Source organism: Bordetella ansorpii (assembly GCF_900078705.1).
Lineage (GTDB): Bacteria > Pseudomonadota > Gammaproteobacteria > Burkholderiales > Burkholderiaceae_B > Bordetella > Bordetella ansorpii_A.
In genome coordinates, this window is the sequence record NZ_FKIF01000006.1 from 916,590 (window position 1) to 942,843 (window position 26,254).

General features: G+C 63.9%; 22 protein-coding genes and 2 pseudogenes. 9 read left to right on the forward strand and 15 right to left on the reverse strand.

Annotated features, from left to right (window positions below):
• Window positions 1–20: 20 nt before the first annotated feature.
• Genes A6745_RS14580 through A6745_RS14595 form a run of 4 tightly spaced genes read right to left on the reverse strand, consistent with a single transcriptional unit; the run spans window position 21 to window position 4,864 of the window.
• Window positions 21–1,217, reverse strand: coding sequence for an ABC transporter substrate-binding protein (locus A6745_RS14580; protein ID WP_016452563.1), 1,197 nt, complete (start codon window positions 1,215–1,217; stop codon window positions 21–23).
• A gap of 37 nt (window positions 1,218–1,254) precedes the next feature.
• Window positions 1,255–2,064 carry an SDR family NAD(P)-dependent oxidoreductase gene (locus A6745_RS14585; RefSeq protein WP_016452564.1) on the reverse strand — a complete coding sequence of 270 codons (810 nt, stop codon included), beginning with the start codon at window positions 2,062–2,064 and terminating at the stop codon, window positions 1,255–1,257.
• Window positions 2,065–2,075: 11 nt separating this feature from the next.
• The gene (locus tag A6745_RS14590; protein ID WP_016452565.1) at window positions 2,076–3,263 is read right to left on the reverse strand and encodes a lipid-transfer protein; all 1,188 of its coding nucleotides are present in this window, start codon (window positions 3,261–3,263) and stop codon (window positions 2,076–2,078) included.
• A gap of 35 nt (window positions 3,264–3,298) precedes the next feature.
• Complete coding sequence (locus tag A6745_RS14595) at window positions 3,299–4,864, reverse strand: AMP-binding protein (RefSeq protein WP_016452566.1); 1,566 nt, start codon at window positions 4,862–4,864, stop codon at window positions 3,299–3,301.
• Window positions 4,865–5,087: 223 nt separating this feature from the next.
• Here A6745_RS14595 and A6745_RS14600 point away from each other — a divergent pair, with 223 nt between their 5' ends.
• Window positions 5,088–5,783, forward strand: a complete 696-nt coding sequence (locus A6745_RS14600) for a TetR/AcrR family transcriptional regulator (RefSeq protein ID WP_016452567.1) — start codon at window positions 5,088–5,090, stop codon at window positions 5,781–5,783.
• A 98-nt stretch (window positions 5,784–5,881) separates the two neighbouring features.
• Here the strand turns inward: A6745_RS14600 and A6745_RS29370 are convergent.
• The 3 genes and pseudogenes from A6745_RS29370 to A6745_RS14610 all read right to left on the reverse strand — a co-directional run.
• Window positions 5,882–6,055, reverse strand: a pseudogene (locus tag A6745_RS29370) (reverse transcriptase domain-containing protein); the annotation flags it as partial.
• Between the two features lie 7 nt (window positions 6,056–6,062).
• Window positions 6,063–8,087, reverse strand: a pseudogene (locus A6745_RS14605) (ParB/RepB/Spo0J family partition protein); the annotation flags it as partial.
• A 65-nt stretch (window positions 8,088–8,152) separates the two neighbouring features.
• Window positions 8,153–8,977, reverse strand: coding sequence for a DUF932 domain-containing protein (locus tag A6745_RS14610; protein WP_016452569.1), 825 nt, complete (start codon window positions 8,975–8,977; stop codon window positions 8,153–8,155).
• Window positions 8,978–9,531: 554 nt separating this feature from the next.
• On the opposite strand from A6745_RS14610, the gene A6745_RS14615 reads away from it, so the two are divergent.
• Complete coding sequence (locus A6745_RS14615; RefSeq protein ID WP_051139142.1) at window positions 9,532–9,753, forward strand: hypothetical protein; 222 nt, start codon at window positions 9,532–9,534, stop codon at window positions 9,751–9,753.
• A 47-nt stretch (window positions 9,754–9,800) separates the two neighbouring features.
• On the opposite strand, the gene A6745_RS14620 is transcribed toward A6745_RS14615, so the two are convergent.
• The 4 genes from A6745_RS14620 to A6745_RS14635 all read right to left on the reverse strand — a co-directional run bounded on the left by A6745_RS14620 (window position 9,801) and on the right by A6745_RS14635 (window position 13,617).
• Window positions 9,801–10,151, reverse strand: a complete 351-nt coding sequence (locus A6745_RS14620) for a DUF2958 domain-containing protein (protein ID WP_016452570.1) — start codon at window positions 10,149–10,151, stop codon at window positions 9,801–9,803.
• 293 nt (window positions 10,152–10,444) lie between these two features.
• The gene (locus A6745_RS14625) at window positions 10,445–10,837 is read right to left on the reverse strand and encodes a hypothetical protein (protein ID WP_016452571.1); all 393 of its coding nucleotides are present in this window, start codon (window positions 10,835–10,837) and stop codon (window positions 10,445–10,447) included.
• Window positions 10,838–11,203: 366 nt separating this feature from the next.
• On the reverse strand, window positions 11,204–12,268 hold the full coding sequence (locus A6745_RS14630; protein ID WP_016452572.1) for a PDDEXK nuclease domain-containing protein: 1,065 nt from the start codon (window positions 12,266–12,268) through the stop codon (window positions 11,204–11,206).
• Window positions 12,265–13,617: a tyrosine-type recombinase/integrase gene (locus A6745_RS14635; RefSeq protein WP_016452573.1), complete on the reverse strand. Its 1,353-nt coding sequence runs from the start codon at window positions 13,615–13,617 to the stop codon at window positions 12,265–12,267. The genes A6745_RS14630 and A6745_RS14635 overlap by 4 nt, the downstream gene beginning before the upstream one ends.
• A gap of 1,166 nt (window positions 13,618–14,783) precedes the next feature.
• Here A6745_RS14635 and A6745_RS14640 point away from each other — a divergent pair.
• From A6745_RS14640 to A6745_RS14665, 6 genes are all read left to right on the forward strand, one after another.
• Window positions 14,784–15,887, forward strand: a complete 1,104-nt coding sequence (locus A6745_RS14640; RefSeq protein WP_231886005.1) for a thiolase family protein — start codon at window positions 14,784–14,786, stop codon at window positions 15,885–15,887.
• A gap of 23 nt (window positions 15,888–15,910) precedes the next feature.
• Window positions 15,911–16,309, forward strand: coding sequence for a Zn-ribbon domain-containing OB-fold protein (locus tag A6745_RS14645; protein WP_197488160.1), 399 nt, complete (start codon window positions 15,911–15,913; stop codon window positions 16,307–16,309).
• Window positions 16,306–17,109: an enoyl-CoA hydratase/isomerase family protein gene (locus A6745_RS14650; RefSeq protein WP_066128140.1), complete on the forward strand. Its 804-nt coding sequence runs from the start codon at window positions 16,306–16,308 to the stop codon at window positions 17,107–17,109. The genes A6745_RS14645 and A6745_RS14650 overlap by 4 nt, the downstream gene beginning before the upstream one ends.
• Window positions 17,109–19,319, forward strand: a complete 2,211-nt coding sequence (locus A6745_RS14655) for a CaiB/BaiF CoA-transferase family protein (protein WP_066128141.1) — start codon at window positions 17,109–17,111, stop codon at window positions 19,317–19,319. Before A6745_RS14650 ends, A6745_RS14655 begins: the two co-directional genes overlap by 1 nt.
• Before the next feature lie 58 nt (window positions 19,320–19,377).
• The gene (locus tag A6745_RS14660) at window positions 19,378–20,556 is read left to right on the forward strand and encodes a 2-methylaconitate cis-trans isomerase PrpF family protein (protein WP_066128143.1); all 1,179 of its coding nucleotides are present in this window, start codon (window positions 19,378–19,380) and stop codon (window positions 20,554–20,556) included.
• A 179-nt stretch (window positions 20,557–20,735) separates the two neighbouring features.
• Window positions 20,736–21,710, forward strand: coding sequence for a Bug family tripartite tricarboxylate transporter substrate binding protein (locus A6745_RS14665; protein ID WP_066128145.1), 975 nt, complete (start codon window positions 20,736–20,738; stop codon window positions 21,708–21,710).
• Window positions 21,711–21,721: 11 nt separating this feature from the next.
• Here A6745_RS14665 and A6745_RS14670 read toward each other — a convergent pair whose 3' ends face one another.
• Window positions 21,722–22,474 carry an IclR family transcriptional regulator gene (locus tag A6745_RS14670; RefSeq protein WP_082853066.1) on the reverse strand — a complete coding sequence of 251 codons (753 nt, stop codon included), beginning with the start codon at window positions 22,472–22,474 and terminating at the stop codon, window positions 21,722–21,724.
• An 85-nt stretch (window positions 22,475–22,559) separates the two neighbouring features.
• Between A6745_RS14670 and A6745_RS14675 the strand changes: the two genes are divergently transcribed.
• Window positions 22,560–23,312, forward strand: a complete 753-nt coding sequence (locus tag A6745_RS14675) for a nucleotidyltransferase domain-containing protein (RefSeq protein ID WP_156513377.1) — start codon at window positions 22,560–22,562, stop codon at window positions 23,310–23,312.
• A gap of 177 nt (window positions 23,313–23,489) precedes the next feature.
• Here the strand turns inward: A6745_RS14675 and A6745_RS28700 are convergent, their stop codons facing one another.
• The 3 genes from A6745_RS28700 to A6745_RS14690 all read right to left on the reverse strand — a co-directional run bounded on the left by A6745_RS28700 (window position 23,490) and on the right by A6745_RS14690 (window position 26,209).
• On the reverse strand, window positions 23,490–23,726 hold the full coding sequence (locus tag A6745_RS28700; protein ID WP_156513378.1) for a hypothetical protein: 237 nt from the start codon (window positions 23,724–23,726) through the stop codon (window positions 23,490–23,492).
• A gap of 88 nt (window positions 23,727–23,814) precedes the next feature.
• Entirely contained in the window at window positions 23,815–25,200 is a 1,386-nt protein-coding gene (locus A6745_RS14685) for an MFS transporter (RefSeq protein ID WP_066128919.1), read from the reverse strand.
• A 97-nt stretch (window positions 25,201–25,297) separates the two neighbouring features.
• Window positions 25,298–26,209 carry an oxidoreductase gene (locus A6745_RS14690; RefSeq protein ID WP_231886006.1) on the reverse strand — a complete coding sequence of 304 codons (912 nt, stop codon included), beginning with the start codon at window positions 26,207–26,209 and terminating at the stop codon, window positions 25,298–25,300.
• Window positions 26,210–26,254: the final 45 nt, after the last annotated feature.

Sequence of the window (26,254 nt, forward strand, 5' to 3'; positions counted from 1 at the left end):
GCGGCCTCCCGCTGCGGCCTTCAGTTCTTGCAGGCCTCGAACAGCTTCTCTTCGGGAAAGACCTTGGTGATCTTCATCGTCAGCGCGGGGGCTGGCGGGGTGCCCTGCACCACCTCGCCCCAGAAGCCCGGCTGCAGGGCCTGGTGGTCGCAGGCACGCATGGTCTTCTTGCCTTCCACGGAGTTCTCGCGGACGCTGGCGGCGAAGGCGTCCACCCACTTCTCCTTGTCCCAGGAGCCGGTCTTTTCCACCGTGTCCAGCCACCACGCCATGCCGTCGTAGGCCTCCCCGGCCGTCATGCTGGGGAAGATGCCGAACTTCTTGCGGTAGGCCTCGACGAACTTGCGGTTGGCGGCGGTGTCGATGGTGTGGTCGTAGCGCAGGCCGGAATTGACGCCCAGCGAGGCCGGCCCCACGGCCGCCGCCATGGTTTCATCGGCGGCCACGGGTCCGAAAAGCACCTTGCTCTTGCCCAGGTTCACCTGGCCGGCCTGCTTGAGCAAAGTAACCACGTCCGAGCCCGTCAGCATCAGCAGCACGCCGTCGGCGTCGGACTTGGCGATCTTGTCCACGATGGACGAATAGTCGCGGTTGCCCAGGGGCGGGAAGTCCTCACCCACGATCTGGATACCGTTGGGGCCGGTCTGCTGCTTGATCCACTCGTAGCCGTCACGGGTGGCCTGGTAGTCGGCGGTAACGATGTAGATCTTCTTGAGCTTCCTGTCCTGCATGTACGCCAGCGCCATGCGGTTTTCCATGCCCAGGTTGTTCGATGTACGGAAGGTGTAGCGGGAGCCGCCGGGCACGGTGATCTTGTCGTCCGCCGAGATGGTGACGAGGTGGGGCACCTTGCGCTGCTTGGCCAGGTTCATGACCGCCAGCGTGGAGGCGGAGCTGAGCGCACCGAAGATCATGTGCGAGCCCTCGGAGATCAGCTTGGTGGCCTTCTGCACGGCGGGCTGGGGCTTGGTTTCGTCGTCCTCCCAGGTGACTTCGATGGGCACGCCCATCACCTTGCCGCCGCGCTCCTCGACGGCGATCTGCACGCCCCGGCGCATGTCCTCGCCCAGCAGCCCGTAGGGACCGGAGAGCGACAGCACGCCGCCGATCTTGAACTTCTCGGGCTTGGACTGGGCATGCCCGTTGGACACCAGCCCCATGGCCGCCGCCGCGGCGACCACCATGCCCTTTTTAAACCATTTCGCAACGCTAACCATGATGTGTCTCCTGTCGTTGATTTGCATGTATTCCAGGTCAGCCGATGCGGGCGGAAATACCGCCATCGACCATGATTTCGGCGGACGTGACGTACTTGGATTCGTCACTCGCCAGCCACAGGGCCGTGGTGGCCACGTCCCATGCGTCTCCCATGTGGCCCATGGGGCACTGCCGGTCCCGCTTGGCCAGCATTTCCTCCTGCGACGCTTCCCGGTACCCGTCCGCCAGCGACAGCACGGGCTGTCGGACCATGGGCGTATTCATCAGGCCCGGCATCAGCACGTTCGAGCGGATGCCCCGCTTGGCGTATTCCAGGGCGACGCTGCGGGAGAAGCCGAGCACCGCGGCCTTCGAGGCGCTGTAGGACACGTAGGCCACGCCGCTGTCGCGCACGCCGGCTACCGAGCCGATGTTGACGATGCTCCCCCGGCCTTTCCGGAGCATGGAGGGGATCGCATGCTTGCAGGTCAGGAACATGGAGGTGAGGTTGATGTCGAAGACCAGGCGCCAGTCCTCCAGGCTCTGCTCGACGACCCCACCCAGGCGGGCGGTGCCGACGTTGTTCACCAGGATGTCGATGTCGCCATAGGTGGTCACGCAATCCTGGACCAGCGCTTCCACCGCGCCGGGGTCGGTCACGTCGCACTGGGCCACGCTCATGGCCCCGCCCTCTTCCCGCACGATCGACTCGGTCTCGCGCGCTGCGTCCAGGTGGATGTCGCAGCCATAGACCTTCGCCCCTTCGCGGGCGAACAACACGGCCATGGCCTTGCCATTGCCCCAGCCGGGCCCCGATGATCCGCAACCGGTGACCAGGGCCACCTTGCCTTCCAGGCGTTTCACCATGATCTCGTCCCTCAGTCCGCGCGCCCGTACAGGGTCACCACGGTGGCGCCGCCCAGGCCCGCGTTGTGCTGCAAGGCCAGGCGTGCACCCTCCACTTGGCGTGCTTCGGCGCTGCCGCGCAGTTGGTGGGTCAGCTCGTAGCACTGCGCCAAGCCGGTCGCGCCCAGCGGATGGCCCTTGGACAGCAGCCCGCCCGAGGGGTTGACGACGACCGCGCCGCCATAGGTGTTGCTGTCCGACTCGACGAAGGCCCGGCCCTCGCCGACGGCGCAGAAACCCAGGCCCTCGTAGCTGAGCAGCTCGTTCTGCGCAAAGCAGTCGTGCAGCTCGCACACGTCGATGTCCTGCGGTCCCACGCCTGCCGCCTCGTAGACCTGGCGGGCGGCCTCGCGCGTCATGTCGAAGCCCACAACGGAAATCGCGGACTTGTCGGCGAACGCGCCGGGGCGGTCGGACACCAGCGACTGCGCCAACACCTGCACGTTGGCGGAGAGGCCCATCTTCTGGGCGAACTTCTTGCTCACGAAGACGGCGGCAGCGGCGCCGCAGGTCGGCGGGCAGGCCATCAGGCGGGTCATGGCGCCGGGCACCAGGGGCGAGCTGGCCAGCACCTCCTCCACCGTCACCTCCTTGCGGAACAGCGCCAGCGGATTGCGCGCAGCGTGGCGGCTGGCCTTGGCGCGGATCCTGGCGAAGGTGTCCAGCGGGGTGCCGTACCGCTCCATGTGCTCGCGGCCCGCCGCGCCGAAGTAGCGGATCGCCATGGGCAGCTCGGGGTGGCCGAAGATCTCGTCCATGACCCCGTTGAAGTGGTCGAGCGGATCGGGCCGGTCGTCCCAGTACGCCCTCAGGGCGCCGGCGGGCATCTGTTCGAAACCCACCGCCAGCGCGCAGTCCGCCGAGCCGTTGGCCACGGCCTTGCGCGCCATGTACAGGGCCGTGGAGCCGGAGGAGCAGTTGTTGTTGACGTTGATCACCGGCACCCCGGTCATGCCGACCTCGTAGACCGCGCGCTGGCCGCTGGCCGAGTCGCCATAGACGTAGCCCGCATAGACGTCCTGCACGTCGGAGTAGGTGAGGCCCGCGTCCTGCAGCGCCTCGCGGATCGCCTGCGCAGCCATTTCCGGGTACGGCAGGTTGTCGCCGGGTTTCTTGAAAGGGGTCATGCCGACACCGGCAACGAGAACGGGCTCTTGCATTGCGATACCTCCGGGGTTGAATCACCAAACGTGCGTCAGGAAACCATGCGCTCCTGCGCGTGCCAATACTTCTTGCGGACTTCTTTCTTCAAGACCTTGCCCACCGCACTGCGCGGCAGCTGCGCGACGATCTCGACCTCCTTGGGCGCCTTGATGCTGCCCAGGCGGTCCTTGACGAACTGGATGAGCGCCTGCGGCTCCACGGACTGGCCCGGGCGCAGCTCGATGACCGCCCTGACGGCCTCGCCCCACTTGTCGTCGGGCACGCCGATGACGGCGCAGTCCTTCACGGCCGGGTGGGCCATGACGGCGGCCTCGACCTCGGACGAGAAGACGTTGAAGCCGCCCGTGACGATCATGTCCTTCTTGCGGTCAACGATGAACAGGAAGCCCTGCTCGTCGAAATAGCCCACGTCGCCCGTGCAGTGCCAGCCGTGGCGCTGCACTTCAGCCGTGGCCTCGGGGTTCTTGTAGTAGCCCTCGGTCACGATGTCGCCCTGCGCGACGATCTCGCCCACGGCCCCCGGCTGGGTGAGCAGGCTGCCGTCGTCGTCCATGACCGCCACCCGCGTGAAGGGGAAGCGGCGCCCCGCGCTCAGCAGGCGCTGGCGGGGCGCCACCTGCCCGTCGATGAAATGGTCCTCGACCCGCAGCACGGAGATCGCGCCAGGCACTTCCGCCTGGCCATAGATCTGCAGCATGACGGGGCCGAACACATCGATGGCCTCCGCCAGTTTGTCGGGCGACATGGGTGCGGCGCCGTACATGAGGTAGCGCAGCGCGGAAAAGTCGAAATCGCGGACGTTGGGCTGCGCCAGTAGCGTATAGATGACTGTTGGGGGCAGGAACAGCATGTTGACCCGCTCCTGCTCGATCACCTTGAGCAGGTTCTGCGGATCAATCCCGTCCATCAGGACAACGCGGCCACCGCGCGCCATGAAGGGCAGCGACACCAGCCCCGCCGTGTGGGTGATAGGTGCCGCCGCCAGCACGGTCATGCAGTCGGTAATGTTCATGGCCGACATATGGTTGGCCATGGTCGCCGTCAGGTTGCGGTGGCTGAGCATGACGCCCTTCGAGCGCCCCGTGGTGCCACCGGTACCCATGATCATGGCCAGCCCCCGCGGCTGCAGCGGCGCTGCGTACATCTCGGGCGGCTGGCCTTGGATCAACCGAGCAATCGACAGATCCGCCCCATCGGCCTCTTCCAGAGCTATGTAGTGACGAATGCGGGGGACCTTGCCGCGGATCTCGGCGACCTGGCTGATATAGCGGGCCTGATAGAAAAGGACGTCGCAGTCCATGTCCTGCAGGAACTCGATGTTGGTCTCCACGCTGTTGCGCGCATTAACGGGCAGCCAGACACCCCCTCCGCGCAACACCCCCAGCAGCGCCACGAAAGCAGCCCCGGCATTGCCGCTCAGCACTGCGCCGTGAAAACCAGGTGCGAGTCCCAAGGCCTGTAGCCCCCGTGCGATCTGGCACGTGAGCGCTCCCGCTTGCGCATAGGTGACGGCCGGGGTATCACGCCCGCAGTCCACGAAACAAGGCGCATCCGGATGGCTGGTAGCACCAGCATCGAAATAGTCCAGCAGATTCATTGCTGTGCTTCTCCGTTCAAGTCAAGTCTGGTTCGGTGGAACAGCTATCGCAGACAATTCACATGCCTGCGGCGGCGGCGTTCAGCTGGAGGCCTCTGCATTCGGTGATGCCCCTTGCATGCTGTTCAAGCGGTACCATTTCTTTTAAATTGGTACCATTAGACGCGCTCGATTGGTACCAAGTCAATTGACTTGGTACCATGTCTCATTAGGAGAAACCCGCATGAAAAAGAAGCTCACAGACGAAGAGTTCTTCGATGCGCTGACCCATCTGCTCCTGACGGAGGGGGTCAAAGGCCTGACCGTGGGTGAAATCGCCGCACGGCTGCACTGCTCGCGGCGGCGCCTCTACGACATTGCGCAGACGAAGGAAGAGATCTTCTGCGCCGTCGTGCAACGCTTTTTCGATAGCCTCCTGAGACAGGGCGAAGCACTGATCCACCGTGAACAGGATTTGACGACAGCACTCGCTGCCTACCTGGACGTAGGCGTCCAGGCGGCTAGTCGCATCGGTGTCCAGTTCCTGAAGGACGTCGAAGATTCAGCAGTTGCCAGAGGTATCTTCGATCACTACCAGCAGGTCCGTACCCTTAGGCTATCCCAACTCATCGACGATGGGGTACACCAGGGTGTCTTCGCACCCTGCCATGGGCTGGTCGTATCCGAACTCATTCTGGGAGCCGCACTAAGGCTGCGCCGCCCGGCATTCCTTGCCCAGGCCAATCTCACCCTTGAGGACGCATTCCAAGAGTTCTACCGGGTGCTGCTAGGTGGGCTACTGATCGACTCAGCCACACCAAAAGCGGCTCGTAGGGGCGTACGGGCAAGCCGAGCCACTTCGCAGCGCACCGTCACAAAGAAAGATACAGACCCTGATGAAGTCGGCACGATGCTAATTGCCGCCTGGAATCGCGGTTAGGGAAGGTCTGCACAACACCCGCTGCGACAAGCGCCGGCACGTGATGTTTCAAGACCTGCACGTTTTCCTAGTGGTTGAAGCTGGCAGTACTATGGTTGCCTGCCCGCTTCAAGCGCCTGATGCGCGCTGCGCCCCGGCCGGAAGCCGTAGCTGTGCTCGCTGAAGGTCGGATCGATGAGCGGTTGCAGCACCTGCAGCAGGGCCTGCTGGATCAACCTGTCCACCACGGTGGGAATCCCCAATTCCCGCGTCCCTCCGCCCGGCTTGGGTACCCGGAATAGTGGCGGCTTCTTCCGCGCCGTTCTGCTGCGCAACCTGCGGGCTTTCCTCGGGTACGTCTGCCTTCGTGAAGATGGTAGGCATCCAGCCGGTGCCCTTCGCCAGCCGCTCGGCCTCGCTGGCAATGTCGGCCTTCTTGAGCTTTGCCAGCCGGTGGACGCTCTCGGGCGCGAACTCGCCCACGGCTTGCAAAACCGCCGCCTTCGCAACGTGCTTGAAATAGCCTTCCGCCGTGGGTTGCCACCATACGGCCATGTCGAGGCCCACGGCCTGCGCCAGTTCCGCGCCGGGCTGCTGCGCCGTGCCGCGCGGCGTCACCACGTCCACCGTCGAAGCCACGCACACGGCCAGCAGCTTGACCAACTCGCCTTGCTCCATCGCCAGCAGCGCGACGAACAGTGCGGCGCTGTCCTCGGGCAACTTGCCGCCCCACGCCTGCTGCAATTCGCGGAGCGCTACGGCGGCGGGTGACTCGGGCCAGTCCGGTGCCATGCCTTCCAGCCGGTCTTGAATTTTCAGGCTCACGCCCAGCGGAATATCGTGGCCGTAGTAGCGGCCCTGCAAGACGGTCTGCACCATGCCATGCACCAGCACGGCCAGCGCCACATGTGGATGCTGGGCCACCTCGATTTGCAGCGCCGCCGTGCGGTGCGCGCTCAGGCGTTGGGCCAGCCGGTCGGAAATCGCTGCGGCCTTGGGCTGCTCGTCTTCCTCGCCTTCGTCATCGTTCGCGGCGTCCGGGTCGCTAAAGCCTTGGCGCAACTTCTCCAGCGTGCGAAGGGCTTTCGCCTCGGCCTCGCGCAGCAGCCCTCGATGAATCACGGCCTCGCCGTTGCGGTCGATGGTGACGATGGCACCGGCTGCGGCCTTCACATTCGCGCCGTATCCCTGCAAGCCTTCTTCCAGTGCCTGCAACTGCTCGCCCAGGGCTTCGCCTTCCTCCTGCAAGGCATCGGCCTTGTCCTCGTCGTCGGCGTCCATCGCGGCATCCACCGCTTCGGCCACCTCCTGCATCTTGGCTTGCAGCTTCTCGATGCGCTGCGCTTCGCGCTTGTTGGGTTCGCGCCGCTCCCTCGGGGCGCGCTGGAAGGCGTGCAGGTCGGCATGGGTCATGCCCGGCGTGGCATCGGCCCAAGCCCAGCCCTCGGCCTTCACCTCGGCGGCGATGCCCGCCAGCTTGTCCTGTGCCAGCCGTTCCAGCAATGCAGCATCAGTCAGGTACACGCCCGCGTCATCCTCCGCGAACAGGTCGCGGCGGATACCGCCGCCCTCCTGCTCGTAGGCGTCCAGCCCGACGAAGCGCACCAACGGATGCCGGTAAGCGTCGATTTCCCGTTCGGTGAGGCGTTCGCGCAAATGCGAAGGGTGGCGTTGCCACTGCGGGGCGTCGTAGAAAGCGGCTTCCTGCGCCGCGTGGTCATCCGTTCCGGCCAGGGCCATCAGCTGGTCCAGGCTCACGGCGTCGGCCCGATAGTCGGCCATCAGGCGCGGGGAGACATTCGCCAGCTTCAAGCGGCGCTGCACGACCAGCGGCGTGACACTGAAATCCGCCGCAATGTCCTCGATGGGCCGGCCTTCGGCCACCAGTGTCGCGAAGGCTTCAAATTGGTCTGCCGGGTGCATGGCTTCACGCTGCACGTTCTCGGTGAGGCTGGCCGTGCGCGCAGTGCCATCGGCCACCTGCAGGCAAGGCACGTCCCAATCCTTGGCGATGCGGTGCTTCTTCGCCAGCAGCTTCAACGCGGCCAGCCTGCGCCCACCGGCCACCACCTCGTAATGCAGGCCATCGGCGGCGGGAATCACGATCAGGTTTTGCAGCAGGCCCACGCGCTGGATGGATGCGGCCAGTTCAGGGATGGACATGCGCGGGGTCTTGCGCACGTTGCGGCCCGTGCGGCGCAGCACCAGACGCGACAGCGGCACCAGGATCATGTACTTGCTCGGGTCGGCGGCTTGCAGCACGTTCGCGGCGCTGCTGGCTGCGGTGTTGACGGCGCGGGCTTCGGTGGTGGTAACGGCGTTCATGGCGAATCTCCAATCAAGTGAAACAAGGGAATGGAGGGGAACCGCCCCTCCGGCGGGGGAACGGTTCAGGCCTTGAGGGCGCGCATGCCATCGGCCAGCAGCCACAGGGCGCGATTCAGGCGAATGTCGGAATCAATGCCCTGCACGGGGCGGGTTTGCTGCCTGCGGCCATTGGCGGCGCGGCCATGCAATCCGCCCTTGGTCAGGTTCTCCTGCGTGCGGTTAAACACGCTCCACAAGTCGGGGCGGCGATCCTCGAAGCGGCGCGGCATCAGGATTTGCGATTCCGTGACGGGCGCGGGCTTGTTCGGGTCGTCGTACTTCAAAGCCAGCGCGGCACGGGCGAACACTTCGGATTCGCCATCGTCCAAGGTGATGCCGCGCATCAGGTCGCGGGACTCCTGCACCCGGTCAAAGCCGCGCAGAACCTCGAAGGCGCCTTCGATGACTTGGCCCGCCACGTCGCCTTTGTGAGGCACGCGCACATCGGCAAAGGTGTCGCCGCACACCAGCCCATTGGCGCAGATAAATCTGAATTGCCCGGCCAGCATCTGATAGCTGCTGGTGCCATCGTGCGAGTTCAGCAGCACGATTTCGTTAGCTTCCGCGCCGTTGATCTGGCTGGCGTGGCGTAGGCGCAGCAGGTGTTTCGTGTGTTCGCGCCGCCTCTCGTTGCGTACACGGGTCTGGCACACCATGAAGGGCTGGAAGCCTTCTTTGCGAAGCTCAGTCAAAACCGTAGCCGTGGGGATGTAGCTGTATCGCTCCGAACGGCTCTCATGCGGGGAGTCCGCGAAGATGGACGGGGCCACGCGCCGGATTTGGTCATCCGACAGGGGATAGTCGGAACGCAGTGCGGGGGAATGGTTTGCGAAACGGGATGCGAGCATGTCTTTCTCCTGACTTGGCTGTTGAAGAAACACCGGATTCCTAGATTCGGAGCCCAGCCTTTCGGCTGTTCGGTGCAGTCGGCACGAGGAACCCGGTTGGCCCTGTTGCCACCGTCTTTCCTGAGTTCATCGCCCGCGACGGTCAGGAGCGCGCGGACGGGGGCCGTCAAGGAGACAAGCGCAGGGTTGGTGCGGCCCGCAGGCGCAGCCGAGGACACGGCCCTGCGCGCCTTGACGGCACACGGCCGCGGGCTACAGTCGCGGACAAGGTGATGAGTCAGGGAAGACGGCTGGACAAGGCAACGGCCCCTCAACACGCCGACCGCACGGCAAGCGAAGCGCGCAGGCCCGAAGCTGGAAGCCGGGCCGGAGGCGTCAGCCGACCGGAGGGAGGGGACGATGGAAGCCCGTCAGGGGCGAAACCCCGCAGGGGGTTCGATGCGCAGCACGACAGCGCGACCGGCCATCTCCCAGGTGGCCGGGGACGTCCACATGACTTCAACGAAATCCCCTTGGACTGCTACTCGCCCAGCCATCGGCACAATGGCAATGACATGGACATACGAGCCCTACAAGACGATGAACTGATGGCCCAGGCCCGAGACTGGCGGCAACGGGCACTGCGCGGAGAAAAAAACGCACGCGGCTTTGCGCACGAACTGGAATGCGAAGTGCGTCGGCGCTTCCCCAAGAACGACAGGCCCTTGACGCTGCCGCCCGTGCGCCTGCTGGGCACGGTGTCGCAGCCTATCCAGCGTCGATGGAAGCCCTGGTGAACGCCCAGGGGGAGTAGAGAAAAGGGGCGTGGCGCCCCTTGACAGAATCAGAAGACGATCCGCCCCGCCAGCCGCGCATCCCGCGCATAGGCACTCAGCCGCTTCTCGGCACGAAAGTGCAGATCGCGCTCGATCGGCAACCCCAGCCGCCCGCGCACGGTCGCCAGTTCCTGCAGGCTGACCCAGCCCAGCTCGGGCATCCCCAGGCCCAGATCGCACAGACCGAAAGCATGGTCGTGATCGTCCGGGTCGATCTCGGTCAGCAGCCAGGTCGCGCCGGCATCCGGTGTGAACAGCTTGAGCACAGGGGCCGGATCAAAGTCCGACGTTTCGGTGGATTGCCGGCCGTTGGCCAGCAGCAGCGCACGCTGCTCGTCGGTGATGAATGCGCAGTTCATGGTGAACTCCTGAAGGATGCCGGGCGGAATTGCCCAGCCCTTCCGGGGCACGGCGCAGCGCAAGCAGTCAAGGGTCATCGACGGCCGCAGGCCGCAAGCGCCATCGGCGCGCAGCCCTTGACGGCGAGCACGCCGTGGCACGATGAAGGAAACAGCAAGCCGCCCCTCCAACGAAGGCACGGACTGGCAAGCGAAGCGCGCAGCGCCACAGGCGCGGAGAAACCCGCACCGGGCGCAGCAGAAAAAATGCGCCGCCCCCGCAAGGACGACGCACCGAAGGCTGCGCAGCGCGATCAGTTCGCCGCCGGCACCGTCATCGACTGCAACTGCTCGATCACGCCAGGCTCAACGAACACGCAAGCCTGCTCGTCCGCGATCGGCACGTTGAACAACTGCGCGAACACCGTGCGTCGCAGATGGGCCAGCCGGCCCGTCCGGTATACCTGTTCGGGCTTCATGCGCCCGCCGGCCTGCGAGCCGCTGCGCTGCGGATCGCATTCGACCAGCGCGACAAAGCCATCGTCGGACAGCTTCTGATGCTCGGGGCACAGACCCCAGCCCGTCTTCGTATGGCGCTCCATGCTGGCGCGCAGGCGCTTGTCCAGCAGGATGGTGCCGGTATCGAACGCCGTGCCGCAAACGAGGCAAACGTGCTGTTCGAGGGAAACGTGTGATTTATCGTTCATGACGATCTCCGGTTGCACGGGCGGAATTGCCCGGAACCGTCGCCCCCACGGCGTAGCGCAGCAGTCAGGGGTCGCAGACGGCCGCCAGGACGCAAGCGCGCACAAGCGCGCGCCGCCCTTGACGGCGAGAACGCCGTGATACGGTGAAGGGAACAGCAAGACCGCTCACACCCGCCCACTGCAAACACCCACCTTTAGGCAAGCGCAGCGCGCAGGCCCGGATCAGCGAGCCGGGCCGGAGGCGTCAGCCGAGTGAAGCGAGGGAACGATGAAAGCCCGAATGGGGCGAAACCCCGCAGGGGATTCGATGCGCAGCACGACAGCGCGACGACGGCACGCCGGGACGCCCGAATGCGAGGAACAGAACTACTCGCTGTCCGTCTTGCGCTGCTCGATTTGCAACCGCGCCCGCTCGGTCGCCTGCTGCAACCGCTCGCCCAGCACGGCGCGCGGTGGCAAGCTGGTCAGGTACTCGGCCACGTGGATGCCCGACTTGTCCAGTTCCAGCAGCTCGATCTGCTCGGACTTCTTGCCGGTGCAGAGGATGATCCCCAGCGGTGAGGCTTCTTCGGACTCCCGCTCGTGCAGGTCGAGCCAGCGCAGGTACAGCTCCATCTGCCCCTTGTAAGCGGCCTTGAACTCGCCGACTTTCAACTCCACTGCCACCAGCCGCCGCAGCTTGCGGTTGTAGAACAGCAGGTCGAGGTGAAAGTCGTCGCCGTCGATCTGGATGCGCTTCTGACGGGCAACGAACGTGAAGCCCACGCCCAGCTCCAGCAGGAAGGATTCCATTTCGCGGATGATCGCGGCCTCCAAGTCGCCTTCCTGCCAGGTGTCTCGCAGGCCCAGGAAATCGAGGATGTACGGGTCTCGCATGACCAGAGCGGGCGACATGCGCTGCGCATCGCGCATCCTCGCCAGCTCTTGCGCAATCGTCTCGTCCGGCTTTTGAGATAGCGCCGTGCGCTCGTACAGCATCGAGTCGATGCGCTCGCGCAGCGTCCGCACGCTCCAGCGCTCGATGTTGGCCATCTGTGCGTAGTAGTCTCGCTGGAGCGGGTCTTTCAGCGGCAGCAAGGCCACGAAATGCGACCAGCTCAATTGTCGTGACAGCGTCACGACAATTGGCTCGTCCGTGTAGGTAGCCGCGAACTGCACCATCCGGCGCAGGTTCTTGTCCGCGAAGCTGCGGCCGTAGTCCTGCACAAGCTGCGCAGCCAAGGTCGGCAGGATCTCATCACCGTATCCGGCCCGCTGACCAGCCAGCACTTCCGTGTGGATGCGCTGGCCGATGCGCCAAAACAGCAAGGTCAGCTCGGCGTTGACCGCTGACGCGGCGCGCTGCCGCGCCGCGTCGATCAGTACTCGAATGTCGCCCAGCAGCGTGGCTGGTGCCACAGATGACGCCACGGCTGCTTTGCGCCTGTTCATGCCGTGACCTCCTTCTGGTCCTGCATCAGATTCGGCGCAGCCCGCTTGGAATCAGGCGGCACGGCGCGCGTGGCGGCTTTGCGATGCCGGAATGGACGGTAGTTACCCAGGCTGGTGCGGGTCTTGTCGTCGTCCGTGACCACAGGAGACGGCTTCGGCAGCGCAGCCGGCGCATGGCCGTCGATGGCGCCCCGGCGTAGGGTGGCCACTTTCTCGGCAGCGGCACGCACCGGGTCATCCTCTGCATGGACATACGCCATGAACTGCGTGACGGTCTTGTGCGCAGTCAGCGCCATGCCGACCTTGATGGGGATACCGGAGTTGGCAATGTCGGTCGCCGCACGATGACGGATGCCGTGTGTTCCGACATGCGCTACCTCTGCGCGGCCTAAGATGCGCTTCCAGCCGTTGTAGTACGTGCTCTCGGGCAATGGCTTCTTGGCATCAAAGATGGCTGGACACACGTAAGGCGAGTTGTCGATGCGGGGCGCATTGCGCAGCAACTGGTACGCCGCCTCGCTCATCGGCTTGGACATATCGCCCGTCTTGCTGTCAGACCAGACGACCCGGCGATTCTCGAAATCCACCCAAGCCCATTCGAGCGTGCGGATTTCGGTCATCCGCGCGGAAAACTCGAATTGCAGGCGAACCGCCAGCGTCACGGTCGGATGCTCCAACCCCAGGGCATCCGCACGGTCGAGGTAAGCATAGAGCCGCCCCAGTTCCTCGTTGTTGATATACCGCGTCTCGCCGTCCTCGCGGTACTTGGGGACGTGTCGGCATGGATTGGAGCCGTCAGGCCGGTAGCCCCACACCTCGGCCATGTTGAACATCTTGCGCAAACAGGCCAGAACCCGATTGGCCGTAACGCCGATCTTTGCCTTGTCCTTCATCAGCGTGGTGATGTGCGCCCGCGTTACGTCCGGCACCTTGAGCTTGCCCAGGGTAGGCAGGATGTGGCGGTCGATGTAGCCCTGGTAGGAATCGACCGTCCGGGGCTTGTTGCGCGGCTTGGAGTATTCCTCGATGAACTGCCCGCACAGTTCCTTGACCGTCGGGGCCATGCGGGCAGCCAGCTTGGCGGCGCTGGGGTCGTCGCCCTTGCGCACGTCGGCCAGCCAGTCCTGTGCGATCGACCGCGCTTGCTCGACGGTCAGCTCGCCGAACTGGCCGATCTTCGGCTTGCGGCGCTCGCCCCAGTTCGTGCGGTACTGGAGCATGAAGACCTTGCGGCCGTGGGCGGTGACTTTGCAGAGAAAGCCGGGGACAATGGTATCCCGCAGTTCGTAATCCTTGCCGGTGACTTCTGCCGTATCGACAGCGGATTTGGTGAGTTTGATCTTAGCCATGACGCCTCCTAGTTCGAGATCGAACGCAGGAACCAGCCAGGAGCCACGGCATCAGAATGTCTGCCGCAATCGGTCTGGTCTAGGCGTAAGGCTAAACGGGACTAGCCTCTTGGAAAACCAAGCGCAGCAAGGCTCTGCGGGTTCCAGCGTGGTCTCATGCTAGTCTCGGGACTCAATCTCAAAATCCCCCGCCGCAAGGCGTGCCGGTTCGATTCCGGCCTCGGGCACCATCTGGCCTTCCCTTCAAGGCCTATAGTCAAAAAATTCGCTTTTAGATCAGCGAGTTGGCGCTGGAAAAATATCCCGGCGAGTCCCATGGATTCCCGCTGGGTACACCGAAGCCCGCGTTTCTGGGCTCCCTGGCGTGTACCCAGAATGCTCTCCGAATTCCTCGTGGGTACACCCCTTTCTGAAGAGCATATGAAGCTTACGGCCAAGCAATGCGCGGTGGTCTTTACCTACGCCTGCGCCGGCCGAACGCATGACCGCCGAAGCGGCGCTGGCCCGCTACCTCAAGGAAGTCACGCCCACCAAGCTGGCGTCGACCCACACTGGTGAACACAGGAAAGCGCGGGTCATCATCCGGCATCCTGGTTGCCTGTTTTCTCGACAAATCCCCAAAAAAACCCACCTTGTAAAAGACGGTCGCCCGTTGACGGTTCTCCGACCCATCACTCCGACAGGGGGATCCCGATACGTCAGCATCCGCTATAGCGCGCGCTTGGCCGAGACCGGCACCGAGCCGTTCCGCCACGAACGGCCGTGGTCTGCCCCATTGGCGCCATGTCGCGCGACACGTATCGCCTCGCGGATTCCCCTCCCCCAGCACGGTACCGGTCCGCCGTCTCCACCCCAAGCCTGCCCCCAAGCGGGTCAAACATCGTCCGCCCCCTCAAGGACCGCCCGAAAAGTTTCTTTTATAGAAACTTTTCTTGGATAAAAAGCGATAAAACACACCAAACGTTGATGCAAGTGAAAATATCTCTTAGACTCGGCGGACGGGTCGAGAGGCGTTGACTACTGGCAATCGTCGGCATCGAAGACCAACGCGGGTTGCGTCCACCTCGCCTGGAAACCGCGGTGCCGGGGCACATGCCGATCACAAAAAATGAAATCCCGGCGCCATCCGAACTTTTCAAGGGAAACCTGACGTGGGAAATTGGTCGTTGAGAGATAAAGCCTGCATGGTGGGAGTCGGCACCACTGACTATGGAAGCTTCCCGGACACGGACGCTTATGGCCTTGGCGCGATTGCCCTGAACCGAGCGCTCGACGACGCGGGGCTTCGCCACGACGAGCTCGACGGACTGATCGTGTGCAGGATCCCGTCCTATGAGCGGTTTGCAGAGATCACGCGCCTGAATCCGCAGTACTGCCACCAGATGGAAGCGCCCGGCCGCTTCTCCGGCGTGTCGCTGATGCTGGCCGCGCAAGCCCTTGCTACCGGCGCGGCGAAGAACATCGCCCTCGTCTACGCCAACAACGGGCGGTCGGCAGGCGCCACCTATGGCGGCAACGAAAGTGCGTTGTGGGCGCCCTGGGGATTCACCTCGCCTGGCGCATCCCACGCGATGATGTTCCGGCGACACATGGAGCAGTTTGGAACGTCGTCGGAAGACTTGGCGCACATCGCGATGGCCATGCGCAGGCATGCCACCTTAAACCCGCAAGCCGTGCGGCGCGACCCCATGACGGTGGCCGATCATCAAAACTCCCGGTACGTGTGCGACCCGCTACGCCTGTACGACTATTGCCAAATCAATGATGGAGGGGTCGCCTGGATCATGACGACGGCAGACCGGGCGAAGGACCTGCCCAAACGTCCGGTTTATGTATCCGGCTTCGCACGCCAAGACGCGTTCACACACGCCTCGCTGCCGCCCGACGACTATTGGTATCCAGAACTTCAAGAGGTATCCCGCCTGGTCTACCAGCGTGCCGGTATCGATCGCGAAGCCATCGACGGTCTGATGATCTACGACAACTTCACGCCCACGGTGCTGTTTTCGCTGGAAGGGATGGGATTCTGCGATCAAGGCGAGGGAGGCGCGTTCGTACGCGACGGAATGCTCGAACTCGGCATCGGGCGGTGGCCCACCAACACGTCAGGCGGCCACCTTTCGGAAAGCTATATGCAAGGCTGGGCACTAATAGCCGAGATGGTGCGGCAACTGCGAGGGGAGTGTGATGATCGCCAGATTCCCGACTGCCAAGCCCTCCAGTACATCTGCGCCACCAACATCGCGCACTCGATCATTCTGAGGAACTAGCAGCCATGTCTTACGATAAACCCATGCCCCTGATCGACGTCTGGAACCGTCCTTTCTGGGAGGCCTGCCGCGAGGGCCGGCTTATCGCTCAGAAGTGCCTGCAGAGCGGCGAAGTCTGGTTTCCCCCCGCCCCGATATCGCCGGTCAGCCGTACCGAGCAATGGGAGTGGGTGCATCTATCGGGCATGGGACGGGTGGCGTCCTGGGTTGTCTTTCACAAAGGCTACTTCAAGGGATTTTCCGCCGAGCTCCCTTACGTCGTCGCTCAGATCGACCTGCAGGAAGGGCCGAGCCTGTTGTCCAACCTGATTGACGTGGAAGCATCCGAGATAACCACGGGGATGCCAGTCGAAGTGGTGTTCCAGAATGCTGCCGAGGGCATGCTTATCCCCTGCTTCAAAAAAAGGAAAGATGCGGCATGAGCACATCGGCAAAGACTTCGACGGTGGTGGTGGAGGTCGCCGGCCAGGTGGCCACGATCCGGATCAATCGCGCGGACAAGCGCAATGCTGTCGACCAAAGCACCCGTCTGGCACTGCTCAGGGCCTTCGACAGCATTCTCGGTCGCTGCACGGCTGTCGTTCTGACCGGTACGGGGAGCGCCTTCTGCGCAGGCGTGGATCTCAAAGAATCACACGCCATGCGGGAGGCTGGCATGACGCCGGACCCGGCGGCGAGCTGGGAGAAGGTAAACCTGGCCATTCGCGAACATCCTGCGATATTCATCGCAGCGGTGAACGGAATTGCGCTGGGAGGCGGCTCGACATTGATCAATGTCTGCGACCTTGCCGTCGCTGCGGAAGATGCACAGATCGGCATGCCGGAGATCGGCTTTGCCATGTATCCGAAGCTCGCCGGTCCGGCAGGACAGAAAGCGTTGTCTCGCAAGCGTGCTGCCTGGATGATCCTGACGGGCCAGCGTATATCCGGACGAACGGCCGAGTCCTGGGGCATGGTCAATATCTGCTGCCCGGCCGCCGAGGTCCTGGCGCAAGCCCACGCCCTGGCCGAGCAGGTTGCCCGCTTCGACCCCTTTGCGCTGGCCGAGAGCAAGCGTGCGCTGGACTACATCCCGGATGTCGTCAGCGACTGGAAGCAGATGTTCGACTACGGCGAGAAGGTCAACGCCGTCATCCGGGGTGGCACATCGGCGCAACGCGCGGGAATGTCTCGCTTCTTCGAAGGCGAGCGAAATCCCGGCCAGGGGCAAGGACAGGCCTGATGCGCCCTTTGACAGACATGCTGGTAATAGAGCAGTTCAAGCCCGACAGCCCGGAGGCGCTCCGCCTCGCCTTGGCCATGGCGGGCAGGATCCTGTCGGATTTTGGCGCCACGGTGCTGCGAATTCAGCCGCGCGACCAGCCCGTCTTCATGCCGGCGCTGAATACCGAAGACGGCATCACGAGTTCCCACGAGGAAGCTTTCCTGAATGCGGGAAAGCCCAGGGTCCTCGCAAGCGACGACGCGCTTGCGATGCGCGCAGACATCGTCCTGACAGACGACGACACGCTGGATCGTGCCCACGCGGACCAGATCGTCGTTCTCGTGAAGTCGGTCCCGGGCGGCCACGCCCTGGAAGGCAAGCGCGTGAGCGAGTTGTGCCTCATGGCGCAGTCCGGGCTTCTCGACATGGTGGGCGAGCCCGACCGGGAGCCGCTGATGCTGGCGGGTCACCAGCCTGCCTACGCGGCTGGGCTAGCGGCCTTTGCGGCCACGGCGGCAGGTATCGCGGCGCGTCAGAGCGGCCTCGGTGGCGATATATATACGGTCTGCGCGCTAGATGTATTGGCCTGGATCAACTGGAAGAGTCTCGCAAGCCATCTTATCGGCGAGAGCGGGTCGTGCTCGCGCGAAGGCCCGAGTACGGAGTGGCCCGTCCTGCCATGCCGTGATGGATGGGTGGTGCTTGCGTTCACACGTTCCGATTGGCATCGCGTCGTCGACATGGTCGGCGTGGAACGGCTTCGAAGTCCGGAGTTCGAAACCGGGGCGGGACGTGCGGCGAGACGAGCCGAGTACATTCGGATTCTGCGGGAATGGTCCTATGCGATGACGCGGGCCGAGATTCAACTGGCAGCCACCACCTTCGGATTGCCGGTCGCCGTCGTGCTCGATGCGCACGAAGTGATATCGGATCCGCACAACGTCGCTCGTGGCGTCTTCGAGAAAGACCAGGAACCTGGTGCATTGGCGCAACCCGTTTTGCCGCTGCGCTGGAATGGCGAACGATTCCTGCGGCGTACTCGGCCGGAGAACGCATCGGCGCTGGACACGCGCTGCGCGCCAGCGACGGCGCCCTCCGTGAAACAGTCGTCTCCGGATGAGCTTCCCTTGTCCGGATTTCGCGTGCTCGACCTCGGGATATTGACCGCCGGAGCCGGCACCTCGGCGTTGTTGGCCGATGCCGGAGCCCACGTCATCAAGGTGGAATCTTCCAGGCATCCGGATCCCTTTCGCGGCTGGTCCGATGTCTCGGCCGATGAAGCACGCACGTCCATCTTCTCGTTCTCCAACCGGAACAAGGACGGCGTCGAGCTCGATCTCAAGAGTGCGGAAGGTCGAGAGACCTTCTTGAGACTGGTCGAGCGCAGTGACATCGTGGTCGAAAACTTCAGGCGGGGCGTGCTGGAAAATCTCGGGCTTTCATTCGAGACATTGCGCCAGCGTAACCCGGCCATTGTGCTCGCCTCCATCTCCAGCCAGGGCGAAACCGGACCGGATAGCAAGAAGCCGTCATACGGCTCGACCCTGGAAGCCCTCAGTGGCATGGCGTCCGCTTGCGGATACGCGGGCGAAGGGCCTCAAGTGTCCGGTCGAAACGTGAACTATCCAGACCAGGTGGTCAGCCTTTTCGCAATGGGAGCCGTCACGCTCGCAGCGTTGAGCGCCCGGCGCAACGGTGTGGGCGTGCACCTCGATATTCCGCAGCGCGACGTCGCGTCGTTTCTGATCGGCGATCGCCTTATGGCGGCACAAGCGGCACGAACATCCGCTGCTACGCGATCCGGCAATTCGAGCCTCTCCGGCCATCTCCAGGGCTGCTTCAAGAGCGTCGATGGCCAGTGGATCGCCGTCACCGTGCCTGACGGGTCCATACGCAACGGCCTGGCCGGCTTGCTCGGCTCGAGCGACGTCGACGAAAAGACCTTGCGAAGCTGGATCGCGTCCAAACCGTCCGCCGATGCTCTCGCCACCCTGCAGCAGCTTGGCGCGTCGGCCGCGACAGTCGCGAACAACGCGGCGGTCTGTGAAGCCTTGGCGGGCACTACCGCCTCTGCGCTGTCGAGAGCTCCTAATGAAGAGTTGCTGAAGGGATTCCCCTTCCAGTCGGCGAGGACGCCGTTCGTCGTGCGCAAACTCGCCCCGCGACTGGGGGAGGACACCGCCACGGTACTGCACAACGTGCTGGGCGAATCGGCTCGCGGTGTCTAGCAGACCCGGCCGGCGGCTCGAACCAAGACAAAACACGACCTCATGGAGGAGACAACTCGTGGAACAGATCTCAACACCCTACACCTACTATCGTGGTGGCACGAGCAAGGCCGCGATTGTGCTGCGAAGCGATCTTCCCGTCGAGGACGAAGCGCAACTCGAAGCATGGATACTGGCGATCTACGGTTCACCAGACCGTCGCCAGATCGACGGCATTGGCGGGGCCGACATTTTGACCAGCAAGTTCGCGGTGGTGGGCCCGTCCACACGTCCCGACGCGGATGTGGACTACACCTTCTACCAGGTCGACATCCTGACTGCAGCCGTACACCGGGGATTGAACTGCGGCAATATCTCTGCCGCCATCGGCCCCTTCGCCATTGACAGCGGCCTAGTGCAGGCAACCGATCCGGTGACGCCAGTGCGGATCCACGCCACCAATTTCGGCAGGGTCATACATGCGCTCGTGCCGACGCTCAACGGCCGCGCCCGCGTCAGCGGCGACACGAAGATCGACGGCGTGCCGGGAACGGGTGCCGCCATCGAGCTTGATTTCCGCGATACGGTCGGAGGCCTCACGGGCGCGCTTCTCCCCACTGGAAATGTCGTCGACCTAATCGCAGTCGATGGGGTCGGGTTGGTGGAGATGAGCATCGTCGATCTCGCGAATCTCGTTTGCTACGTGCGCGCCGAGACGCTGGGGCTGGAAGGAACCGAGGATCCGGTCGCCTTGGCTGGGGATGCCGCGTTGATGGAGCGTTGCGAGCGCATACGCCTGGCTGTCGCGGCCCAACTGGGCATCGCGCCCGACTTCGAAACCGCGCTCGCCAAGCCACCCGCCACGCCGTGGCTGGGCATCGTGTCGCCACCGAAGGCGTGGCGCAACTTCGCTACGGGTGCACAGCATCCCGCAGACGCCTGCGACCTGGCCGCACGCCTGTTCACTCGACGCAACATCCACAAAGCCTATCCAGGGACAGGCACCGCATGCCTGGGCGTTGCGGCGGCCATTCCCGGAACCATTCCAAACCAGATCGCGCCGTCAGCGCAGCGCGAAGCCAGCGTGCTGCGTATCGGACATCCATGCGGCGTCATTACGGTGAAGGCGGATGTGCAACGCGCCGAAGACGGTGCGTTGCACATCGGTCAAGCGAGCTTCACCAGAACGGCGCGGCGAATCGCCGACGGTAACGTGTACGCCGCCGTGGACCGCCTTGCCTGGCTATCGGGAAGCTAGACGCCCGATCGTTCATCTCAAGGCGAACGACAAACCAAGGACTCGCGCCCAGCAGCGCCGCATCAGTCTAGCAGTGGCGGTTCTCGCCGCCGGCGCTGAGAACAGGCTCCGGGGCAACGTTTTATTAACTGAAGAGAAACACGAGTTTCCAGGTCTTTCCAATCAAAGGAGGCAGTCAAATGTTGAGCAAATTTTTCTTCGCCCTGGCGTTAGCAGGTGTCCTCGGCTCTAGCCCCGCAGCCCACGCGGCGTCGTGGCCGACGCAGTCGGTACGCCTCGTGGTTCCGTACGCCCCTGGCGGTATTGCGGACACTATCGCGCGCGGCGTAGCGGAACGTATGGGGGAGTCGCTCCACCAGACCGTCATCGTCGAGAACCGGCCCGGCGCAAATGGAATCATTGCCGCGAGCTTCGTCAGTCGTACACCCGCCGATGGGTACACGCTCTTGTTCGCCAGCGATTCGATAAACGTATTGAATCCGCTGCTGCACAAGAATTTGAGCTACACGTTCAAAGATAGCTTCACGACGATCGGAGAAGTTGGTGCATCGCCATTTGCTCTAGTGGTCAACGCAGCCCTGCCCGTCAAGAACGTCAAGCAATTCGTTGAGTACGCCAAGGAGCGACCGGGCAAACTCAACTACGCTTCCACCGGCATTGGCGGTGCCTACCATCTGGCCGGCGAACTCTTCGCCGATCAGAACGGGCTCAAGCTCACCCACATTCCGTACAAAGGGGGTAGCGAGTTCGTTTCCTCACTCATCACGGGCGAGACCCATGCAGTCTTCGGCGCGCTCCAGACTTTCGGCCCTCAAATCGCAGCCGGCAAGCTGCGCGCGCTTGCCATTGCCTCGGACTCCCGCCTGGCCAACTTTCCCGAGGTTCCCACCTTTGCAGAGGCAGGGTTTCCCAACTACGCCGCCCAGGCGCGATTTGGTTTGATCGCCCCCCATGGCGTCAGCCCTGAAATCGTGAAAAAACTCGCAACAGCGCTTAATCACGCGCTGTCGGACCCTGGCTTTCGAGCGCCTTTTGAACAGCAGGGCATGGCCGTTCGCACCAGCACGTCGCCAGAGGCCTACCGCGAAGCCACCGAGTCCGATGCGAAACAGTGGTCTGCGCTGATACACAAGCTCAAGATCACCCTCGACTAGAGATCCGCGACCTAGGCCGAAAGCGATTCTTCAATTTCGCGCTTTGCGTTCTGGAGCGCCTGCAGGATTGCCGGTTCGCGCTCGCCAGTCATCCGCTCGGTGATTCCCACCACCGACAGGCTGGCCACAGGACGACCGGAGCTCGACATCAGGGCCACAGAAATCGTCCAGGCGGCCTCCGTCGTGGCGGTGCGCTGGGAGGCGTAGCCTGCCTCCCTGATTCTCTCGATAGCCGCCACGACCGCGGTTTCGCTCAGCCCGCGCTCTGCGCAGCGATCGAGATTCTTCGTGACTATCGTGCGCCACTCAGCCTCTGGCAACGCAGCAAGAATGACCTGTGTGCCGCCCCCGACGCCCAATGGACGTCGGGCTCCTTCCTCCACCGTCACGACCTGCACCGGGTAATCCCCTGAGACTCTACGTAAGCACAGGCAATCAAGGCCATCCCTCACGCTCATCATGACCGTATTGTCAGTTTGTCGCACAAGCGACTGCAGGAACGGCTCGCAGATGGAGCGCAGATCGAACGGCGTCGACGTCACGCTGGCAAGTTCGTAAATCAAAGGTCCTAGGTGAAAGCGTTTCCGATCTTTACCCGTGGCCAGGAAACCTGACGCGGCAAGCGCTTTAAGAACCCTGTGAACGGTGGCCTTGTCAAGAGCAGTGAGGTTGACGACATCGACTTGGCGTAACCCCTTTCGATTATGTTCGGCGATTTGGCGCAATATAAGTGCTATGCGCGCTGGACCGTTCTGGTCGTGCATGTTACGGGACTTTAGATTTTAGATAGAGTAAGAAGGCTCGCCCCATCCTAGCTTTTCCTATTGAGGAAAGCCAGCCGAAGACGAAATGGGCCGCATCGTCCTGGTGGCCGACGCCGACAGCGGCACGCCCGCCAAGACCGCCCGCGATGAGCTGGAGACGCTGGTGCGCAAGGACGTGAAGTCGGGCGGCGGTCCGCTTGCTTTCTCAACCGGCTTGGCCGATGCCTTGTTCCCCGGCACGAAGCAACGCGTGTTGAGGTTGTTGTTCGGCCAGCCCGAGCGCAGCTTCTATGCAAAAGAGTTGATAGGCCTGATGCGAAGCGGTTCGGGAGCCGTACAATGCGAAATCGCCACGCTGACCGCCAGCGGCCTGGTCACCGTCAAAACGATCGGCAACCAGAAACACTACCAAGCCAATCCCGCCTCCCCCATTTTTGCGGAATTGCAGGCGATCGTACGCAAGGCAATTGGGTTGGCCGAATCCATTCGTAATGCATTGACCTGCGTCGCCTCACGAATAGAGGCTGCATTCGTCTATGGCTCGATCGCGAAGGGCACCGACACGGCTCGTAGCGACATTGATCTGATGCTGCTGAGTGACACGCTGAGCTACGGAGGTATTTTCGCGGCCCTCGAAGGGACCAACGATGTGCCTGGCCGCCCCGTGAATCCGACCATCCTGACACGGTCTGATTTCGTCAAACGCATTGCCGCGCACGAGTCCTTCCTGACTAGAGTCTTGGAGCAACCCAAGATCTGGATCATCGGAGGAAACCATGATCTCCCCACTGGAAAATCTCAGCGGACCGGGCAAACCGTTAAAGATCGGGCCGCCTGATCCACGTGAGCTGGAAGGACTGAAACGTTCTGGTCTCGCCAAACTGCAAGACGCACTGAGCGCGCCGCTAACCCTGGAAAGCCGCTTCGATTTGGCCTACAACGCCGCTCACGCACTATGCCTGGCTGCAATGCGAAGGTGCGGTATCGCCCCAGCCATCGCTACGTCGTATTCCAGCTATTGCCACAGACGCTGGATCTTGGCCCCGGAGTCTGGCGAGTGCTGTCCAAGTGCCACGACATACGCAACCTCGGCGAGTACGAGGGCAATCTGAATATCGACGATCGCATCGTGACCGATCTCCTTATTGCCTGCCAGGCCGTCGCTCAAAAAATCGAAGCGCCAAGTCCGCTGGGCACGGTCGAATCGTGAAATGAGACAGCGCTGCTCACGCATCGCCAACAGCGATGCCAACTCCGGGTCTCGGACTTCACCCAGGTCTCGACCTGGCTGGGCCGGCTGTACGCACGCGGCATTCGGGCGGCGTCCCATCGCGGCCCCTTTACGCCGAAGACGGTCCCCTGCGCGCCAGCGTCACGCCCAGTCCCGCCCCGACCGCCAGGCACCCGGCAATACAAAGCACCGCCACCATGAACGCCCGAACAATTACCTCGGGCTCTGTCCGCCCGCCCATCAGGTTGTAGAAAATCCCGCCGATCACGGCCACGCCAAGCGCCACGCCGATCTGCAAGGTCGACGTAACCACTCCGGCGATCATCCCCGAATACACGGGCGCCACGCGCCCCGTCACCATCCTCATCAAGCTCGGCATCCCCAGCCCTTGTCCGAAACCGGCGACGAACAGGATGATGGCAAGCGGTGCGGCCGCGGGGGCCGTGCCGGCCGGCGCCGCCATGACGAGCCACACCAGCGCCACCATGCCGGCCGCCTCCAGGCCCAGGCCGACAGGGTTGACGTAAGCGCCAACCCTCCGCCTGAAGAAGGGGGCCGTCAACGGTCCCACCAGATACCCCAGCCCGAACGGCAGGAACACGAGGCCCGCGCTCAGTGCGGTCGCGTGCAGCGCCTCCTGGAGATAGACCGAGAGCAGCAGGAAAAAGGTGCCCGTGGAATAGAACAGCAGCGCGATCAGCAGCGCACGGCCCAGTCCCGGCGCCCGCAGCGCGACCGGGTCGAGCAATGGCGCGCCGCCGGCCATGGACAATCGGGTCTGGTAGCGCCAGAACCCTCTCGCCAGCACCGGCACCGCGGCCAGCGACACCCACGACCACCACGGCCAGCCCGCCTCGCGTCCCTCGATCAACGGCACGATCAACGTGGCCAGGGTCACCATCGACAGCGCCATGCCTCCCAGGTCGGGCTTGCGCGCGTTGGGCGCGCGGGTCTCCTTGAGCAAGGGAATGCCGAACAGCACGACCAGGACCGCCACCGGCAGATTGACCAGGAAGATCGCGCGCCATCCCAGGCCGAAGAGGTCAAGGGAAATCAGGATGCCCCCCATCGCCTGTCCGATCACGGAGGCCAGCCCAAAGACGGCGCCATAGATGCTGAGCGCAAGGGGCTTCTCCGATTCCGGAAAGATCGCCTGCACCGAGGCGAGCGCCTGCGGCGCCATCACGGCCGCCGTCACGCCTTGCAGGGCCCGTCCGGCGACCAGCACCCATGGCGAGCCGGCGAAGCCGCACAGCGTGGACGCGACGGCAAAGCCGATCAGGCCGAGGAAGAACATGCGGCCGCGTCCGTACAGGTCGCCCAGCCGGCCGCCGGTGGTCAGCGTCACGGCATACAACGCCGCGTACGAGGAAATGACGAGTTGCTCGGCCGAGGAAGAGGCGCCCAGATCGCCCTGGATGGACGGCAGCGCGACATTGACAATGAAGAAATCGAGCGGCGGCAGGAACGCGCCGACCAGCAGGATCACGAACATCGCCCACCGGCGCGGCGGCGGCGCGGCGCCCTCGTCGCGGGAGGCGGCCGCCGGCAGGACCGCCGCAGGGCGGGTCGTCGTGCTCATGGCAGGCTCCTCAGGCATCGAAATCGGTGGCGATGGAGACGTCGCGCCAGGCATCGATGTCTGCACGGAAGGAGGCCAGCTTGTTCTGCGCGATGCGGTGCGCGGCCGGCCCCAGCGGCAGGTGCAGCGGCGGGTTCTCCGCGTCGATGGCCAGCAGCATCACGGCGACGGCGCGGGCGGGATCGCCCGCCTGCCTGCCGTCATTGGTTTCGCGGTAATGCCGCCGGGCAGCCCCGGTCTCGGCATAGGCGTCGATCCTGCGCGCGGCGGCGGCCATCGAGCGGCCGAGAAACTCGGTGCGGAAGGGTCCCGGCTCGACGATGATCACTTTCGGTCCGAGCGGACGAAGCTCCTGCGCGAGCGCTTCGGAGAGCCCTTCGACCGCGAACTTGGTGGCGTTGTAGTACCCCGACCCCGCCGAGCCGGCGATGCCCGCGCCCGACGAGAGATTGACGATGCGGGCGCCCGCGCTCGCCCGTAGCGCCGGCAAGGCGGCGCGGGTGGTCTCGATCAGGCCGAACACATTGGCCTCGAACACGCGTCGGTACTCGGCGGGCTCCGCTTCCTCGATCGCCCCGATGAAGCCGAAGCCGGCATTGTTGACCAGTACGTCGAGGCCACCGAACGCGCTTTGCGCCAGTGCGACGGCGCGGGCGGCATCGCCGGGTCGGGTGACGTCGAGCGCCAAGCGGCGCACCGTGTCGGGATAACGCTCGCCCAATTCCCGCAGCGAATCCGCGGAACGCGCGGTGGCGACGAGGCGGTCGCCGCGCGCGGCGACCGCCTCGGCCAACTGCTTGCCCAACCCTGTGGAACAGCCCGTTATCAACCAGGTTTTCATCCTGAATTCCTCCTGCGCCCACGGTCGCGACGCGATCCGGCGCGCGGCCCATTCGAAAAAAGCTCGCAAGGCGAGCGGCATGGGGGAAGTCTAGGACTACAAGATTTGTTCTAAAACTGACAATAT

What these genes read in the sequence shown, in the direction of transcription:
- A6745_RS14580 (WP_016452563.1), bottom strand. Translation starts at nt 1,217, where the DNA reads ATGGTTAGCGTTGCGAAATGGTTTAAAAAGGGCATGGTGGTCGCCGCG.
- A6745_RS14585 (WP_016452564.1), bottom strand. Translation starts at nt 2,064, where the DNA reads ATGGTGAAACGCCTGGAAGGCAAGGTGGCCCTGGTCACCGGTTGCGGA.
- A6745_RS14590 (WP_016452565.1), bottom strand. Translation starts at nt 3,263, where the DNA reads ATGCAAGAGCCCGTTCTCGTTGCCGGTGTCGGCATGACCCCTTTCAAG.
- A6745_RS14595 (WP_016452566.1), bottom strand. Translation starts at nt 4,864, where the DNA reads ATGAATCTGCTGGACTATTTCGATGCTGGTGCTACCAGCCATCCGGAT.
- A6745_RS14600 (WP_016452567.1), top strand. Translation starts at nt 5,088, where the DNA reads ATGAAAAAGAAGCTCACAGACGAAGAGTTCTTCGATGCGCTGACCCAT.
- A6745_RS14610 (WP_016452569.1), bottom strand. Translation starts at nt 8,977, where the DNA reads ATGCTCGCATCCCGTTTCGCAAACCATTCCCCCGCACTGCGTTCCGAC.
- A6745_RS14615 (WP_051139142.1), top strand. Translation starts at nt 9,532, where the DNA reads ATGGACATACGAGCCCTACAAGACGATGAACTGATGGCCCAGGCCCGA.
- A6745_RS14620 (WP_016452570.1), bottom strand. Translation starts at nt 10,151, where the DNA reads ATGAACTGCGCATTCATCACCGACGAGCAGCGTGCGCTGCTGCTGGCC.
- A6745_RS14625 (WP_016452571.1), bottom strand. Translation starts at nt 10,837, where the DNA reads ATGAACGATAAATCACACGTTTCCCTCGAACAGCACGTTTGCCTCGTT.
- A6745_RS14630 (WP_016452572.1), bottom strand. Translation starts at nt 12,268, where the DNA reads ATGAACAGGCGCAAAGCAGCCGTGGCGTCATCTGTGGCACCAGCCACG.
- A6745_RS14635 (WP_016452573.1), bottom strand. Translation starts at nt 13,617, where the DNA reads ATGGCTAAGATCAAACTCACCAAATCCGCTGTCGATACGGCAGAAGTC.
- A6745_RS14645 (WP_197488160.1), top strand. Translation starts at nt 15,911, where the DNA reads ATGCCCCTGATCGACGTCTGGAACCGTCCTTTCTGGGAGGCCTGCCGC.
- A6745_RS14650 (WP_066128140.1), top strand. Translation starts at nt 16,306, where the DNA reads ATGAGCACATCGGCAAAGACTTCGACGGTGGTGGTGGAGGTCGCCGGC.
- A6745_RS14655 (WP_066128141.1), top strand. Translation starts at nt 17,109, where the DNA reads ATGCGCCCTTTGACAGACATGCTGGTAATAGAGCAGTTCAAGCCCGAC.
- A6745_RS14665 (WP_066128145.1), top strand. Translation starts at nt 20,736, where the DNA reads ATGTTGAGCAAATTTTTCTTCGCCCTGGCGTTAGCAGGTGTCCTCGGC.
- A6745_RS14670 (WP_082853066.1), bottom strand. Translation starts at nt 22,474, where the DNA reads ATGCACGACCAGAACGGTCCAGCGCGCATAGCACTTATATTGCGCCAA.
- A6745_RS14675 (WP_156513377.1), top strand. Translation starts at nt 22,560, where the DNA reads ATGGGCCGCATCGTCCTGGTGGCCGACGCCGACAGCGGCACGCCCGCC.
- A6745_RS14685 (WP_066128919.1), bottom strand. Translation starts at nt 25,200, where the DNA reads ATGTTCGTGATCCTGCTGGTCGGCGCGTTCCTGCCGCCGCTCGATTTC.
- A6745_RS14690 (WP_231886006.1), bottom strand. Translation starts at nt 26,209, where the DNA reads ATGCCGCTCGCCTTGCGAGCTTTTTTCGAATGGGCCGCGCGCCGGATC.